This window comes from Pandoraea nosoerga (assembly GCF_902459585.1).
GTDB lineage: Bacteria > Pseudomonadota > Gammaproteobacteria > Burkholderiales > Burkholderiaceae > Pandoraea > Pandoraea nosoerga.
In genome coordinates this window covers 1-15,200 of sequence record NZ_CABPSC010000007.1, presented here as the reverse complement: position 1 = coordinate 15,200, position 15,200 = coordinate 1, and the positions used below count along the sequence as shown (strand labels likewise).

Annotated in this window: 10 protein-coding genes and 2 riboswitches; of the genes, 4 read left to right on the top strand and 6 right to left on the bottom strand. The window is 67.4% G+C overall.

Translation table 11 applies throughout. From position 1 onward, the window contains the following. Window positions 1-250 precede the first annotated feature (250 nt). On the top strand, window positions 251-1,795 hold the full coding sequence (putP, locus tag PNO31109_RS10415) for a sodium/proline symporter PutP (RefSeq protein ID WP_150555543.1): 1,545 nt from the start codon (window positions 251-253) through the stop codon (window positions 1,793-1,795). Between the two features lie 208 nt (window positions 1,796-2,003). After that, entirely contained in the window at window positions 2,004-3,149 is a 1,146-nt protein-coding gene (locus PNO31109_RS10410; protein ID WP_150555542.1) for a branched-chain amino acid ABC transporter substrate-binding protein, read from the top strand. A 203-nt stretch (window positions 3,150-3,352) separates the two neighbouring features. Here PNO31109_RS10410 and PNO31109_RS10405 read toward each other — a convergent pair whose 3' ends face one another. From PNO31109_RS10405 to PNO31109_RS10385, 5 genes are all read right to left on the bottom strand, one after another. Next, on the bottom strand, window positions 3,353-4,756 hold the full coding sequence (locus PNO31109_RS10405) for an L-serine ammonia-lyase (protein WP_150555541.1): 1,404 nt from the start codon (window positions 4,754-4,756) through the stop codon (window positions 3,353-3,355). A gap of 137 nt (window positions 4,757-4,893) precedes the next feature. Further along, window positions 4,894-7,830: an aminomethyl-transferring glycine dehydrogenase gene (gene gcvP / locus PNO31109_RS10400; RefSeq protein ID WP_150555540.1), complete on the bottom strand. Its 2,937-nt coding sequence runs from the start codon at window positions 7,828-7,830 to the stop codon at window positions 4,894-4,896. A 179-nt stretch (window positions 7,831-8,009) separates the two neighbouring features. Next, window positions 8,010-8,393: a glycine cleavage system protein GcvH gene (gene gcvH / locus PNO31109_RS10395; RefSeq protein WP_150555539.1), complete on the bottom strand. Its 384-nt coding sequence runs from the start codon at window positions 8,391-8,393 to the stop codon at window positions 8,010-8,012. Between the two features lie 80 nt (window positions 8,394-8,473). Then, the gene (gene gcvT / locus PNO31109_RS10390; RefSeq protein ID WP_150555642.1) at window positions 8,474-9,580 is read right to left on the bottom strand and encodes a glycine cleavage system aminomethyltransferase GcvT; all 1,107 of its coding nucleotides are present in this window, start codon (window positions 9,578-9,580) and stop codon (window positions 8,474-8,476) included. 138 nt (window positions 9,581-9,718) lie between these two features. Beyond that, a riboswitch (glycine riboswitch) is annotated at window positions 9,719-9,854 on the bottom strand. Between the two features lie 8 nt (window positions 9,855-9,862). Beyond that, window positions 9,863-9,959: riboswitch (glycine riboswitch) on the bottom strand. A gap of 205 nt (window positions 9,960-10,164) precedes the next feature. Continuing rightward, entirely contained in the window at window positions 10,165-11,085 is a 921-nt protein-coding gene (locus PNO31109_RS10385) for a zinc finger Ran-binding domain-containing protein (RefSeq protein WP_150555538.1), read from the bottom strand. 272 nt (window positions 11,086-11,357) lie between these two features. Here PNO31109_RS10385 and PNO31109_RS10380 point away from each other — a divergent pair, with 272 nt between their 5' ends. Then, complete coding sequence (locus tag PNO31109_RS10380; protein WP_150555537.1) at window positions 11,358-13,469, top strand: UvrD-helicase domain-containing protein; 2,112 nt, start codon at window positions 11,358-11,360, stop codon at window positions 13,467-13,469. A 474-nt stretch (window positions 13,470-13,943) separates the two neighbouring features. Continuing rightward, window positions 13,944-14,720, top strand: a complete 777-nt coding sequence (locus PNO31109_RS10375; protein ID WP_150555536.1) for a metallophosphoesterase — start codon at window positions 13,944-13,946, stop codon at window positions 14,718-14,720. A gap of 131 nt (window positions 14,721-14,851) precedes the next feature. Here the strand turns inward: PNO31109_RS10375 and PNO31109_RS10370 are convergent. Next, window positions 14,852-15,200, bottom strand: a 349-nt coding sequence (locus PNO31109_RS10370) for a c-type cytochrome (RefSeq protein WP_150555535.1), incomplete at its 5' end; no start/stop codon positions are given.

Genomic DNA, 15,200 nt, shown 5'->3' with positions numbered 1-15,200 from the left:
GCCTCCTTGCCGGCAACGGCGTCCGCCCTTTGCGTTCACACGCAAACCCCGTAGCCCAGCACCGCCGGCCCATTCGCGGTATCGTCGCGCCCGCCCCCGACATATCACGCGTCTCACCGCCTTCGCGCGGTCAACCCGTGCCGGCGACGCGTATCGCCGGCCGCCGCGATCGCCGCCCTGCGCCGCCGCCTCCCTCGTCATGCCGGGGCAGACGCGCAGCGTGCGTGGCGGTGTCGCACAAGGAGGCAACATGTCCCTTTGGAATCCCACCGCGGTGTCGTTTACCGTCTACCTGCTGCTGATGCTGGCGATCGGCTGGCTGGGCTACCGTTCGACCCGCAATCTCTCCGACTACATTCTGGGCGGACGGCGGCTTGGCAGCTTCGTCACGGCGCTCTCCGCCGGCGCGTCCGACATGAGCGGCTGGCTGCTGCTCGGACTGCCGGGCGCAATCTACGCGGGCGGCCTGTCCGGCGTGTGGATCGCCGTCGGCCTGGCCGTCGGCGCATGGGCGAACTGGCATCTGGTCGCCGCGCGCCTGCGCGTGCATACGGAAGTCTGCGGCAACGCGCTCACGCTGCCCGAATACCTCACACAGCGCTTCGACGATCGCAGCCACGTGCTGCGCATCGTCACGGCGCTGGTGATTCTCATCTTCTTCACGATCTATTGCGCGTCGGGCGTCGTGGCGGGCGCGCGCCTGTTCGAGACGATGTTCGGCCTTGAATACCACACCGCGCTGTGGATCGGCGCCGTGGCGACCATCGCGTATGTCTTCATCGGCGGCTTCCTGGCGGTGAGCTGGACGGACACGGTGCAGGCCTCGCTGATGTTCGCGGCGCTGGTCGTCACGCCGATCGCCGTGGTCGCGCTCGACGGCAGTCCGGCCGCGGCCGTGGACGCCGTAACGGCCGTCCACCCGTCGCATACCGACTGGTTCGGCGATCTGGCGCCCATCGGCGTGATCTCGATGCTGGCCTGGGGCCTGGGCTACTTCGGGCAGCCGCACATTCTGGTGCGTTTCATGGCCGCGCGCTCGGCCGCGGCAATTCCGCAGGCGCGCCGCATTTGCATGACATGGATGGTGCTGTGCCTGAGCGGCGCGGTGGCCGTCGGCTTCTTCGGGCTGGCGTTCTACAGCGCGCGTCCGGACCTCGGTGCGGACGTCGCGGCCAACCCCGAGACCATCTTCATGTCGCTCACGACGCGTCTCTTTGCGCCGTGGCTCGCCGGCGTCCTGCTCGCGGCGATTCTGGCCGCGGTCATGAGCACGCTGTCGTGCCAGTTGCTCGTGTGCGCCAGCGCGTTGACGGAAGACCTCTACAAGATCTTCGCGCGCGGGCCGGTAAGCCAGCGCCGCCTGGTGTGGATCGGCCGCACGATGGTGCTCGCCGTGGCCGTGGTCGCCGTGTTGCTGGCCCTCGATCCCGAGAGTCGGGTGCTGGGCATGGTGAGCTACGCGTGGGCCGGCTTCGGGGCCGCCTTCGGTCCGCTGGTGCTCGCCACGCTGTTGTGGCCGCGCGTCACCCGCAACGGGGCGCTCGCGGGCATCGTGGTCGGCGCGGCGACGGTGCTCGTCTGGAAGCAGTTCGGCTGGCTGGACCTGTACGAAATCGTGCCGGGCTTCGTGCTGGGCGGTCTGGCCCTGGTCGCGGTAAGCCGGCTCGGCCAGCCACCCGGCGCCGAGGTGCTGGATCGTTATGCAGCCGCTGAAAAGACCCTGGCGCAAATCCGTCAGGGCACGCCGGCCGAGCCGGGTGCCACCGACGCGCCAACGGCGCAACCTTCGCCATAAGCCGGTAGCACCTTCTATCGGAATATGTCCCTCTTGACCGGCGCGCGCAGCCATCCAATACTGCCGCGTCGGACGCATAGTGCGTTTGATTTCGGTCGATGCCGTCCCAGAGTCAACCGGCTTTGGGCAGACAGCGTTCCAAGAAAGCGCGTCGCGGCGATCCCGCAGGCGCGCCACTCAACGACATACACATGCAAGGAGAGGGTTGATGCAATCGAAGCTTACGGCTGGCGCACTGGCAGTTGCGGGACTGCTCGCATTCGGCGGCGCCGCGCACGCCCAACAGGCGCAGGAAGTGAAGCTGGGCTTTGCCGCACCGCTCACGGGCGCCCAGGCGCACTACGGCAAGGACATGCAGAACGGCATTCAGCTCGCCGTGGACGAATACAACGCGACGAAGCCGACCATCGAGGGCAAGCCGGTGAAGTTCGTGCTGCAGTCGGAAGACGATCAGGCGGATCCGCGTCAAGGCTCGCTGGTCGCACAAAAGCTCGTCGACTCGGGCATCAAGGGCATGCTGGGCCACTTCAACTCGGGCACCACCATTCCGGCGTCGCGCATCTACGCGCAGGCGGGCATTCCGGAAATCGCCATGGCGACGGCCCCGGAATATACGAAGCAAGGTTTCAAGACGACGTTCCGCATGATGACCTCGGACATTCAGCAAGGCTCGGTCGTCGGTAACTTCGCCGTGAAGAAGCTGGGCTTCAAGAACATCGCCATCGTCGACGACCGCACTGCCTACGGCCAGGGTCTGGCGGACGAATTCGAGAAAGCCGCCAAGGCCGCCGGCGGCAAGATCGTGCGCCGCGAATTCGCCAACGACAAAGCCGTGGACTTCCGCGCCATTCTCACCAACCTCAAGCGCGCCAATCCGGACGTGATCTTCTACGGCGGTGCCGACGCGCAAGCCGGCCCGCTCGCCAAGCAGATGCGCGAACTGGGCATGAAGAGCACGCTGATGGCCGGCGAGATGGTCAAGTCCGACGCGTTCCTGAAGATCGCCGGCGACGCCGCCAACGGCTCGGTCGTGTCGCTCGCGGGCCTGCCGCTCGACAAGATGCCGGGCGGCGCCGCCTACGAGCAGCGCTACAAGGCCAAGTTCGGCGCGGCGCCGGAAACGTATTCGCCATACGCATACGACGGCGCCATGGCCATGATGTCGGCCATGAAGAAGGCCAACTCGACCGACCCGGCGAAGTACCTGCCGGTGCTGGCCAAGACGAGCATGCCGGGCGTGACCACGCGCGAGCTGGCCTACGACAACGTGGGCGATCTGAAGTACGGCTCGATCACCGTCTACAAGGTCGTGGATGGCAAGTGGACCGTGCTGGAGACCGTCGGCGGCAAGTAAGCCGTCGGCGTTACCCGCGATCCGCGGTACGAGGGGCCGACGAGACAGTCTCGCCGGCCCCTTTTTGTTCGTCCAATAAAAAAGCCGCCCGGCAGTTGCCGGGCGGCGTAAAGACAAGGCAAGGAGACATCGGGGAGCAGGTTAATCGCGGCATGTGTCGGCCGCGTGACAGTCCCGCCGTGCCGCCATGGCCCACCGCGCCATCAGCACTCCACGATATTCACCGCCAGGCCGCCGCGCGCCGTCTCCTTGTACTTCGTCTTCATGTCGGCGCCGGTCTCGCGCATCGTCTTGATGACGGAGTCGAGCGAGACGTAGTGGGCGCCATCACCGCGCAGCGCCATGCGCGCGGCGTTCACGGCCTTGACCGACGCCATCGCGTTGCGCTCGATGCAGGGAATCTGCACAAGACCGCCCACCGGGTCGCAGGTGAGCCCCAGGTTGTGCTCCATGCCGATTTCCGCGGCGTTCTCGACTTGCTCCACCGTCCCGCCCAGCACCGCTGCCAGCGCACCCGCGGCCATCGAGCACGCCACGCCGACCTCGCCCTGGCAGCCCACTTCCGCGCCCGAAATCGACGCATTGAGCTTGTACAGAATGCCGATGGCTCCTGCCGTGAGCAGAAAGTCGATCACGCCCTGCTCGTTCGCGCCGTGCACGAAGCGGTCGTAGTAGTGCAGCACCGACGGGATAATGCCCGCCGCGCCGTTCGTCGGCGCGGTCACCACGCGCCCGCCCGCGGCGTTCTCCTCGTTGACGGCAATGGCGTACAGGTTCACCCAGTCCATCACCGAGAGCGGGTCCGACAGCGTGCGCTCGGCGCGTTGCGTGAGCTGGCGATACAACTCCGGCGCGCGGCGACGCACATGCAGCGGCCCGGGCAGTTCGCCGTCGGCTTCGTCGTTGCCGATGCCGCACCCGCGCGTGACGCACGACTGCATCACCGCCCAGATGTTGAGCAGGCCGCGGCGGATGTCCTCCTCCGCAGTGTCGCTCTTGTGCCAGACCTTCTCGTTCTCCCACATCAGCCCGGCGATGCTCTTGCCGCTCGCGCGACACATCTCGAGCAGTTCCTTGCCGGTGCGAAACGGGTACGGCAACTGGTCGTGCGCGGCGAGCACCTGCGTGTTCGACGCGCCCGCCGTCACCACGAAGCCGCCGCCCACCGACAGGTAGCGCCCTTCGCGCAGCTTGTTGCCGTCGCTGTCGAAGGCATGGAACTTCATGCCGTTCGGATGCTCGGCCATCGCCTCCCGGCGGAAGAACACCATGTGCTCCTTCTCGACAAAGGGCACTTCGTGCTTGCCGAGAATCGACAGCACCTTCTCGCGGCGCAGCGTGGCGAGCCGCCCGGCGATCGTCGACGGATCGACCGTGTCCGGCGCTTCGCCCATGAAGCCGAGCAGCACGCCCTTGTCGGTGCCGTGGCCCTTGCCCGTGGCGCCGAGCGAGCCGTAGAGCTCCGCACGCAGTGATGCCACCTTCGGCAGCAAAGCGTCGCGCTCCAGTCCCTGTACGAACATCAGTGCTGCGCGCATCGGCCCCACGGTATGCGAACTCGACGGTCCGATACCGATCTTGAACAAATCGAAAACTGAAACGGCCATGAGGCTTTCCTGATTTAGCTGAAACGTTGTGATACCCGGCGAGCGCCTTCACGCTGACGCATTCGCGTGACATCCATAGAGACAAAAAAGGGCCAGCAATGTTTCTGCCGGCCCCGGTTCGTCGAATTTCGCGGCGCTTACTCGTAGTCGCTCATCGGCACGCACGCGCAGAACAGGTTCCGGTCGCCGTACACGTTGTCGGCGCGGCCTACCGGCGGCCAGTACTTGCGCTCGCGCAGACCGGCCACCGGATACGCCGCCTGGCTGCGCGCGTAGGCGTGCGGCCATTCGTCGGCGGTCACGACATCCGCCGTGTGCGGCGCATGCTTGAGCGGGTTGTCTTCCCGGTCGGCACGACCTTCTTCCACCGCGCGGATTTCTTCACGGATCGCGACCATCGCCTCGATGAAGCGATCGAGCTCGTGCTTCGACTCCGACTCGGTCGGCTCCACCATGAGCGTGCCCGGCACCGGGAAGCTCATGGTCGGCGCGTGGAAGCCGAAGTCCATCAGGCGCTTGGCCACGTCGTCCACCGTGATGCCGCTCGTTTCCTTGAGCGGACGCAGATCCAGAATGCACTCGTGCGCCACCAGACCGCCCGGCCCCGTATAGAGCACCGGATAGTGCGGCGCGAGCTTCTTGGCGAGGTAGTTCGCGTTGAGAATCGCGGTTTCGGTCGCCGCGGCGAGGCCGGACGCGCCCATCATGGCAACGTACATCCACGAAATCGGCAGAATCGACGCCGAGCCATACGGCGCGGCCGACACCGCGCCGATGCCATTCGGATGGCGCGAGCCACCGGTCGAGCGCTGATTGGGCAGGAACTGCGCCAGATGCGCGCCAACGGCCACCGGGCCCACGCCCGGGCCGCCGCCGCCGTGCGGAATGCAGAACGTCTTGTGCAGATTCAGGTGCGAGACGTCGCCGCCGAACTCACCCGGCGCGCACAGGCCGACCATGGCATTCATGTTCGCGCCGTCGACATACACCTGACCGCCGTTGGCGTGCACGATTTCGCAGATCTGACGCGCGCCCGCCTCGAACACGCCGTGCGTGGACGGGTACGTCATCATGATCGCGGCCAGCCGGTCGCGGTGCTGCTCGGCTTTCGCCTTCAGGTCGGCCAGGTCGACGTTGCCGTTCGCGTCGCATGCCACGACCACGACCTGCATGCCCGCCATCTGCGCCGACGCGGGGTTGGTGCCGTGCGCGGACGCCGGAATCAGGCAGATGTCGCGATGCGCCTCGCCGCGCGAGGCGTGATACGCCTGGATGATCAGCAAACCCGCGTATTCGCCCTGCGAGCCGGCGTTCGGCTGCAGCGACACGGCGGCGTAGCCGGTGGCGGCCACCAGCATCTGCTCGAGCTGATCGATCATCGTGCGATAGCCGACGGTCTGCTCGGCCGGCGCGAACGGGTGAATCTGGCCGAACTCGGGCCACGTCACCGGCAGCATCTCCGACGTGGCGTTGAGCTTCATCGTGCACGAGCCCAGCGGGATCATCGTGCGGTCGAGCGCCAGATCCTTGTCCGCCAGGCTGCGCAGATAGCGCAGCATCTCGTGCTCGGAGTGATAACGGTTGAATACCGGGTGCGTGAGGTACGCGCTCTGGCGCGCCAGCGCCGCCGGGAAGCCGTTCGCCACGCCCGCCTCGATCGCGTCGAAGTCCAGCCCGCCCGACGATTGGGCGCTCTTGCCCAGCCCCTCGGCGATCACCTCCCACAGCGCGATCACGTCATCGCGCGTGCTCGTCTCGTCGAGCGAGATGCCAACGGTGTCGGCGTCTTCGCGACGCAGGTTGAAGCGACGTGCGGCGGCGGCCGTATGCACGGCGTCGGCGCGACCGGCGACGGGCACCGTGAGCGTGTCGAAGAACGTGGCGTTGCGCGGCGCGGCGCCCAGCTTCGCGAGGCCCGCGGCGAGCACCGCCGTCAGGCGATGCACGCGCTCGGCGATCACGCGCAGCCCTTGAGGGCCGTGATATGCGGCGTACATGCTGGCCATGATGGCAAGCAGCGCCTGCGCCGTACAGATGTTCGAAGTCGCCTTCTCGCGACGGATGTGCTGCTCGCGCGTTTGCAGCGCGAGGCGCAGCGCCGGCTTGCCTTGCGAGTCGATCGACACGCCGACCAGACGGCCCGGCATGGAGCGCTTGAGCTCGTCGCGCGTGGCCAGGTAGGCGGCGTGCGGGCCGCCGAAGCCCATCGGCACGCCAAAGCGCTGGCTGTTGCCCACGGCCACGTCCGCGCCCCATTCGCCCGGGGGCGTGAGCAGCGTAAGCGAGAGCAGGTCGGCCGCGGCAATCAGCATGCCGCCCTTGGCGTGGACCGCGTCGGCCAGCGCGCGGTAGTCGCGCACGTCGCCGCCCACGCCCGGGTACTGCACCAGCACGCCGAACGCATCGACGCCGGAGGCTGCCGCGACCGGCCCGACCTGCACTTCGATGCCGAGCGGCCTGGCGCGCGTGTGCACCACTTCGATGGTTTGGGGCAGCACGTCGTCGGCCACGAAGAACGTGTTCGACTTCGACTTGCCCGTGCGCTTGACCAGCGTCATCGCTTCGGCGGCGGCCGTCGCCTCGTCGAGCATCGACGCGTTGGCGATCGCCAGCCCGGTCATGTCGATGATCATCTGCTGGTAGTTGAGCAGCGCTTCGAGGCGACCTTGCGAGATTTCCGGCTGATACGGCGTGTAGGCGGTGTACCAGGCGGGATTCTCGAGCACGTTGCGCAGGATCACGCCCGGCGTGAACGTGTTGTAGTAGCCCTGACCGATAAACGACTTGAAGACCTGGTTCCGGTCGGCGAGCGCGCGCAGTTGCGCGAGCGCTTCCGATTCGGTCTTCGGCGCGGCGAACTGGCCCAGCGCCGCGGCGAACTGCCTGCCGTCGCGGCGGATCGACGCGGGCACGACGGCGTCGATCAGCGCGGCGCGCGACGCGTAGCCGAGCTCGGCGAGCATCGCCTGCTGTTCGGGGGTGTCCGGGCCGATATGGCGGGCGGAGAAATTATCGCGCTGCTCGAGCTCGGCGAGCGAGCGGCGCGGCTGATGCAGGTCGGACGGGGCGTTCATGGTCGGATCTCTCGGGCGGTCACGGCAAGTGACAACGGCAATGGATTGCTTCGGTGCGGGTCTGCGGGCAAGTCTGCAGGCGCATCGGCGGGTGGGGAACCGGGAGACTCGCGAAGATCGCGATTCATCGATTCACCGAACCGCCGAGCCGCCCGGCTGGTCGCCGGACGCGGACGGACTCAGGCGCCCGGGCCGGCGTTGTATTGCTCGGCGGTGAGCAGTGCGTCGAGTTCCTTCACGTTCGACGGCTTGATGCGGAACAGCCAGTTGGCATACGGGTCGCTGTTGACCAGCTCCGGCGCGCCCTGCACTTCGCTGTTCGTCTCGAGAATCTCGCCACCGATCGGGGCGTAGATGTCCGAGGCGGCCTTGACCGACTCGACCACGGCCACGGATTCCTTGGCAGTCACCGTGCGGCCGGTGTCCGGCAGCTCGACGAATACCACGTCGCCCAGCGCTTCCTGCGCGTGGTCGGTAATGCCGATGGTCACGGTGCCGTCGGCTTCGAGGCGAGCCCACTCGTGGGACTCGGCGTACTTCAGGTTATCGGGGGTGTTCGCCATTTGTGACGCTCCGGTTTCAGTATGGGGTGTCGTATTGAGAGTCTGTCGTGCCGTCTGCCGCGCGGGGTGAGCCTGTCCGCTCACGCCACCACGGCCTTGCCGTGACGCACGAACGGTAATTTGACCACACGTGCGGGCAATTGCTTGTCACGAATTTGCACATGAACGATCGCGCCGTCGGGCACGCCCTTGGGCAGGCGGGCAAAGCCGATGGACTGCTGCAGGCTCGGGCTGAACGTGCCGCTGGTGATTTCGCCTGCGCCGGCATCGGTCACCACGACCTGATGCGCGCGCAGCACGCCGCCCTTGCCGTCGAGGACGAGACCGGCGAAGCGCCACGTCTGGCCGCGCGAGAGCAGCGAGTCCTTGCCGACGAACGTGCGCTCGCTGTCCTTCTCGACCGTCCAGCCCAAGCCGGCGTCGAGCGGCGAGACGTTGTCGTCCATGTCCTGGCCATACAGGTTCATGCCGGCCTCCAGACGCAGCGTGTCGCGCGCGCCGAGCCCGGCCGGGCGCACGCCCGCGTCGACGAGCGCCCGCCACAGGGCCACGACGTGATCGGCCGGCACGATGACTTCGAAGCCGTCCTCACCGGTGTAGCCGGTGCGCGCGATCATCAGCTCGCCGAACGGGGTGTCCTTCGCAAAGGCGGCATTGAACGGCTTGAGCACTTCGCTCACGGCCTGGCTGCCCGGCACGGCCTGCCACACCCTGGCGCGCGCGTTCGGGCCCTGCACGGCCACGATGGACAGATCGCGGCGCGGCACGATCGTCAGGCTGTAGTCGCCGTGCGCGTTGAGCTGGCCGAGCCAGGCGAGGTCCTTGTCGGCGGTGCCGGCGTTCACGACCAGACGGAACCAGTCTTCGGCAATGAAATAGACGATGAGATCGTCGATCACGCCGCCGCTCGGGTTGAGCATGCAGGTGTAGAGGGCCTTGCCCGGGCTCTGCAGCTTGTCGACGTTGTTGGCGAGCGCGTAGCGCAGGAACTCGCGGCAGCTCGGGCCATGCAGGTCCACCACGCACATGTGCGAGACGTCGAACATGCCGGCATCGGTGCGAACGGCGTTGTGCTCTTCGATCTGGGAGCCATAGTTCACCGGCATGTCCCAGCCGCCGAAGTCGACCATGCGGGCACCGGCAGCGCGGTGCGTATCGTTGAGCGGGGTGCGTTTGAGTTCGGTCATCGGGGCGTCAGGCATCAAGGATTCGGGAATTTCGGATAAGCCGCGTCCGAAAACGCAAAAAGGGGTCATCTCGACGACCGGCACTTAGCGCGTGCGGACCGTGCTGACGCACTTGCCCGACGCAATGCCAGTTGGCGAGATGACCCCTCTGTCCTTGGTACCTGAGAGATTGCCCGGTCCGTGCGACGCGCCCGCGTCTGCCACCGGTACCGGCCCCTTCGGTGGGTTGCCAGCGCGCTCCCGCTTGCTGCAACCGCTCTCCAGAGATCGAAGGCGATGCCTTCGGCGCGGACGGTCCTTGATGCCTGAGAGTTTGTGGGTATTACCCCTTCGGCGGCCCCGGCATGTGCTTCCCGGTGCGCTCTCCCGACCACGCTCGCGCACTTTACGGGGAAAGCCGGGGACTGTCAATTTGACGCGCCCGGCTCGAGCGTCGCGCCGCGTGGCGCCGGTTTCCGGCACTCCGCTCCCGCGCCTACACACCCGCAACGCGCCCACACGCCCACGCGCCCACACGCCGGCCATTCTGACCGTTGCAATGCGGTGCGGCGAAGCCGCCGCCGGTCGGTGCATGTCGCTGCGCGTCAGTGCGTGTCTCCCGGATTGGCGCCGGCGGGACAGCCGTCCTTGCCCCAATGCCCGTTGCACACGGCCCAGATGCAGCGCTGCTTCGGAATCACTTCGTACCAGCGATAACGCTCGCATTGCGCGAGGGCGGCCGCGATGGCGCTCGCGGCGCCGGGCCGGGAAGCCGCCGGCGCCGCGGCGGCATGCTGCGTGGACGCCGGGGCGGCCGGGCCGAAGTCTTCGTTGTCGTAGTGGGCCGGCAGGTCGGCGTTGGCGCCCGGACGCGCCACGTTGCCGGCGTCAAGCGCGTTGCGGCGGCTCAGCATCTGCATCATGGCGTCCGGCGCGTCGCTGCCGGTGGGGGCGGTGAGGGCCGGCGACGCCGGTGGCATCGCGGTGGCGCGCGCGGTGAGCGCGGCGGTCGCCGCCGAGGCCGTAAGCGGCGCGCTCGAGGCCGATACAGCCTCCGATACAGCCTCCGATGCAGCGCCCGACGCCGCAGCATCGGCCGCGGCCAGCGCCTGTGCCCGGGCCAGCGCCGCCGAGGCTTCGTCGACGGGGGGTGCGGGCGCCGCCGCGCTTGCGGCCGAGGCGCCTGCCGGGGCGGGCAGGCTGTTGCCGCTGTTGAACGGGGTGACGGCGAGTCCGCCGGGAGGTTTGGGAACGGGGTCGACGTAAGGCGCCCGCAGGTTCCACCAGATGCCGATCAGCGCGATGGCGGCAAAGACGGCGGTACCGATGACGAGCGCACCGTTGAGCCAGGCCGGCTCGCCGTCGCGCCTGCCGCGCTGGAACCGGCCCCGCGGCGCCGCGGGGGCGCCCGCCGCCGCCAGCTCGCCGTCCCGGAATCCCGGTTCGGCGTCCCCGAGTGTCGCGCCGCACTTCTCACAGTGCAGAGCACGCGGCGCATTGTTCGTCCCACAGGTTGGACATTGCACGGCGACCTCACCACGATGGCAACGTTTTTCATTATAGGCACCGCCCGCGCGTCGACGCCAGCGCACGCGTCGCGTCCGCCCCACAGTGGCGCATGGGGACAAGTGTGCGTGCGCGTCGCGCACCCTGCGTGTCACGGCGACGTGCATGCCGCGTGATAGACTTGCCCGCTATCCGGCAGGCCGACGCTCGCCACGCCGACGCCGCCGGTACATGCGCACCGCGCCGTGCGCGCACCCGCCGGCTGCCACTCCCGTCCCCATCGCTTCACGCCATGTCGTCCTTCCCGCTCAACCCTGCTCAGAACGAAGCCACGCATTACTTCGACGGCCCCTGCCTCGTGCTGGCCGGCGCGGGCAGCGGCAAGACGCGCGTGATCACGCAGAAAATCGCGTGGCTCATCGAGGCGAAGGGTTTCGAGCCGAAGCACATCGCCGCGGTGACCTTCACCAACAAGGCCGCGGCCGAAATGCGCGAGCGCGTGGCCAAGCAGCTCGAAGGCAAGACGCTCACCACACCCGGCAAGGAAGGTCGCAAGGTCCCTGTCAATCAGCTCACGATCTGTACGTTCCACTCGCTGGGCGTGCAGATTCTGCGACGCGAAGCGGAGAACGTCGGCCTCAAGCCGCAGTTCTCGATTCTCGATGCGGACGACTGCTTCGGTCTGATCCAGGAGCAGCTCGGCACCACCGACAAGGCGATGATTCGCGGCGTGCAGACGGCCATCTCGCTGTGGAAGAACGGGCTGATCACGCCCGAGACGGCGCTCGCCGCGGCCGAGACGGCCGAGGAGCACCAGGCCGCGCTCGTCTACCGCAACTACATGGCGACACTGCAGGCCTATCAGGCGGTCGACTTCGACGACCTGATCCGCCTGCCCGCGGAACTCTTCGAGCGCGACGAGCAAGTGCGCGAGCGCTGGCAGAACAAGCTGCGCTACCTGCTCATCGACGAGTATCAGGACACCAACACCTGCCAGTACCTGCTGCTCAAGCTGCTCGCAGGCAAGCGCGCGGCCTTCACCGCGGTGGGCGACGACGACCAGGCCATCTACGGCTGGCGCGGCGCCACGCTCGAGAACCTCAAGCAGCTGCAGGTGGACTTCCCGACGCTCAAGGTCATCAAGCTCGAACAGAACTACCGCTCGACGTCGCGCATTCTGACGGCGGCGAACAACGTCATCGCGAAGAATCCGAAACTCTTCGAGAAGAAGCTGTGGAGCGAGCACGGTCTGGGCGATCCGATCACCGTGACCGCGATGAACGACGAGGAACACGAGGCCGAGTCGGTCGTCTTCCGGCTGTCGGCCCACAAGTTCGAGCGTCGCGCCGAGTTTCGCGATTACGCGATTCTCTATCGCGGCAACCATCAGGCCCGCATCTTCGAACAGGTATTGCGCCGCGAGCGCATTCCCTACGTGCTCTCGGGTGGCCAGTCATTCTTCGACAAGGCGGAAATCAAGGATCTGTGCGCCTATCTGCGCCTGCTCGCCAATCCGGATGACGACCCCGCATTCATCCGCGCCGTGACCACGCCGCGGCGCGGCGTGGGCAGCACCACGCTCGAAGTGCTCGGCGGCTTCGCGGGGCAGGCCAAGGTGTCGCTGTTCGAGGCCGTCTACATGGGCGCGGTCGAGGCGCGGCTGCAGCCGCGGCAGCTCGAGCCGCTGCGCGCGTTCTGCGACTTCATCCAGCGCATCGCGGCGCGCGCGGCCCGCGATCCGGCCAACGAAGTGATCGACGACCTCATGGAAGGCATTCACTACGAGGCGTATCTGTACGACACGTTCGACGAACGTCAGGCGCAGGCGCGCTGGACGACGGTGCTCGAATTCCTCGAATGGATGAAGCGCAAGGGCACGCGCAGCACAACGGACGCCGCCACCGGGCTCGACCCTCTCGACGACGCCGACGCGACCGACGACGACGGCAAGAGCCTGCTGGAGCTCACGCAGACCATCGCGCTGATGTCGATGCTCGAGGGCCGCGACGGCGACGATCCGGACGCCGTGCGTCTGTCCACGTTGCACGCGTCGAAGGGACTCGAGTACCCGCACGTCTTTCTCGTGGGCGTCGAGGAAGGCATCCTGCCGCACATCCGCGAGGACGAAGAGGTCACCGCCGAGAAGATCGAGGAGGAGCGGCGCTTGATGTACGTGGGCATCACGCGCGCGCAGCGCTCGCTGCAGTTGTCGTGGTGCAAGAAGCGCAAACGGGCCCGCGAGACGTATTCGTGCGAAGTATCGCGGTTCGTCGCCGAGATGCAACTGGACGACGCGCCGCCCCCGCCGCCGGAAGAAGCGCCCATGTCGCCCAAGGACCGGCTCGCCAGCCTCAAGGCGATGCTCGCGGGCGGCGGCAAGGCGCCGTCGACGTCGGGCGCGTGACCCCAGCGCCTTGACGTCGTAAACGAGTCGCCCCCCGCGAGCGGGGGGCTGGCTTGAGGTGCGGCGATGTCCGTACCGGGGCTGTCGGCGGCGGCAGGCACGCCGTGTACGCAATGCTTGCTGCTATTTGCCGCCGCCCGAAGACGTCTGGTCACATGCGGCCGCCGGACTCGATACTGCGACAACGCCCGTCAGACCGGCCAAACAAAGCAGGACGGCGACCCACAGTTTGCGCATAGGCTCTCCTCCACTCGTCAGGTGAAGTTTCACTATAGAAGCGCGTTCTATCGATGACAAAGACATCTTGACCATCGGCGCCGCGCAGGTGATAGTCGGTAAAAAACGGGCGAAACAATGCGCAAATTGCGTTGATTTCGATCCAATGCCCACACGTCCGACGCACGGCGATGCGTCCGGCACGCAGGCGCGCGGCACGTGTGCGGCACCGATCCTCAAGCCTAGTGGAGCGTGTGCGTGAGACTGCATATCCTGTCAGACCTGCATTTGTCCGTAGCCCCGATGGCCGTACCCGACGTCGACGCCGACGTCACCATTCTCGCCGGCGACATCAGCCGTCCGGCGCAAGCGATCGAGTGGGCGAAGCAGTTGCCTCGTCCCGTCATCTACGTTCCCGGAAATCACGAGTTCTATGGCGCGACGCTTGCCGGCACGCTCGCCGAGCTGCGCCGCCTCGTCGCGGGCACCCAGGTGCATCTGCTTGAGCGCGCGGCCGTGGTGATCGACGGCGTGCGCTTCGTGGGCACGACGTTGTGGACGGACTTCGCGCTGTACGACGCGCTGGGCAAGCACAACGAAGTGATCGAGGAATCGCGCAAGTTCGTGCGCGACTTCACGCGCATTCGCGTAGGCGACCCGGCAGCGCCATGGTCGGATCTGCCGTTCTTCTCGCCGGAGGATTCGGCAGCGCTGTGTCGCGAGAACGTCGCGTGGCTCGCGCGCGTGTTCGCCACGCCCCATGAGGGGCCGACGGTGGTCGTCACGCATCACGCCCCCACGCCGAGAAGCATCCATCCGCGCTTTGAGGGCTCGCTGGTCAATCCGGCGTTCATTTCGGATTTGACCTCGGTCGTCGAGCAGTCGGAGGCCGCCTTGTGGATCCACGGCCACACGCACGATTCGTTCGACTACAAGGTCGGGCGCACGCGCGTGCTGTGCAATCCGCGCGGCTATTGCTTCGAGGCACGCGTGGAGAACGCCAGCTTCGATCCGCAGCTGTGCGTGCGAGTATGAGCGCTGAGGGCTGACGCCGCGCGTGCGAGCCTGCGCGACGCCGCCCCCCGGGACGCCAAAAAGAAAAGCCCCGCCGAGGCGGGGATTTTCAGGGTGGCGATTGCGAAACGCTGCCGTTGCGCGCGCCGGTATTACTTCGCGGCGTTCACCATGTAATCGACGGCGGCCTTGACGTCGTCGTCCGAGGCATTCGCGGCGCCCCCCTTGGGCGGCATGGCGTTCAGACCCTTGAGCGCGGCGTTGTGCAGCGTGTCGATGCCGGTCTTGATGCGCGGCGCCCATGCGGCCTTGTCGCCGAACTTCGGCGCGTTCATGACGCCGGCGGCGTGGCAGGCCATGCAGACAGTGTCGTAGAGTTTCTTGCCGGCTTCGAGGTTGCTGCCCGCGCCCGCTGCGGCCGGTGCGGCCGTCTTGAGCGACGCCATGGCGGCGGCGGCGGCCGCGGCACTGCCGGCGTCGGCGCCCGAGGCGGGGGCCGGG

What these genes read in the sequence shown, in the direction of transcription:
- putP (WP_150555543.1), top strand. Translation starts at nt 251, where the DNA reads ATGTCCCTTTGGAATCCCACCGCGGTGTCGTTTACCGTCTACCTGCTG.
- PNO31109_RS10410 (WP_150555542.1), top strand. Translation starts at nt 2,004, where the DNA reads ATGCAATCGAAGCTTACGGCTGGCGCACTGGCAGTTGCGGGACTGCTC.
- PNO31109_RS10405 (WP_150555541.1), bottom strand. Translation starts at nt 4,756, where the DNA reads ATGGCCGTTTCAGTTTTCGATTTGTTCAAGATCGGTATCGGACCGTCG.
- gcvP (WP_150555540.1), bottom strand. Translation starts at nt 7,830, where the DNA reads ATGAACGCCCCGTCCGACCTGCATCAGCCGCGCCGCTCGCTCGCCGAG.
- gcvH (WP_150555539.1), bottom strand. Translation starts at nt 8,393, where the DNA reads ATGGCGAACACCCCCGATAACCTGAAGTACGCCGAGTCCCACGAGTGG.
- gcvT (WP_150555642.1), bottom strand. Translation starts at nt 9,580, where the DNA reads ATGACCGAACTCAAACGCACCCCGCTCAACGATACGCACCGCGCTGCC.
- PNO31109_RS10380 (WP_150555537.1), top strand. Translation starts at nt 11,358, where the DNA reads ATGTCGTCCTTCCCGCTCAACCCTGCTCAGAACGAAGCCACGCATTAC.